Annotated in this window: 2 tRNA genes and 1 rRNA gene; all 3 read right to left on the reverse strand. The window is 50.9% G+C overall.

From position 1 onward, the window contains the following. Nucleotides 1-271: 271 nt before the first annotated feature. Nucleotides 272-347, reverse strand: a tRNA-Ala gene (locus GVJ63_RS21820). 146 nt (nt 348-493) lie between these two features. Then, nucleotides 494-570, reverse strand: a tRNA-Ile gene (locus tag GVJ63_RS21825). Between the two features lie 74 nt (nt 571-644). Further along, nucleotides 645-721, reverse strand: a 16S ribosomal RNA gene (locus GVJ63_RS21830); the annotation flags it as partial.

Below are 721 nucleotides of genomic sequence, written 5' to 3' on the forward strand. Positions count from 1 at the left end.
AGCACGTCCTTCATCGCCTCTGACTGCCTGGGCATCCACCGTGTACGCTTAGTCGCTTAACCTCACAACCCACAGGCGTTTTACAACGCTGCGAATTGCAAGCATTTGAGAGACTCGAACGCATCGCTTTGTCATCCCTTATTACGGAGGAATGACGCGCTGCGTCGTTTCAATTTTCAGCTTGTTCCGGATTGTTAAAGAGCATAATACGTCGCAGCACACCGTCGCCGGTATGCTCTGAGGTATTTCAGAAAAAAACAGATAAACGGTATGGTGGAGCTAAGCGGGATCGAACCGCTGACCTCCTGCGTGCAAGGCAGGCGCTCTCCCAGCTGAGCTATAGCCCCATACAGTTACTGCAGAGACCACTACTACCACTCAACCGAGTTACATTCTTCAGGAGAAGGATGCAATTTCTTTTCAGGCAAGGCATGCGGAAGGGACGTTTACTCAGGTAAACGACCGCGCGCATAACGCAGCATGAGAAGAAATTTGGTAGGCCTGAGTGGACTTGAACCACCGACCTCACCCTTATCAGGGGTGCGCTCTAACCACCTGAGCTACAAGCCTGTAGAGGTTTTTTCTGCTCGTTACTTTTCTATCAGACAATCTGTGTGGACACTGCGCGGGAAGGTATCTTCAGGTAAGGAGGTGATCCAACCGCAGGTTCCCCTACGGTTACCTTGTTACGACTTCACCCCAGTCATGAATCACAAAGTGG

This window comes from Pantoea sp. 18059 (genome assembly GCF_902706165.1).
Lineage (GTDB): Bacteria > Pseudomonadota > Gammaproteobacteria > Enterobacterales > Enterobacteriaceae > Pantoea > Pantoea agglomerans.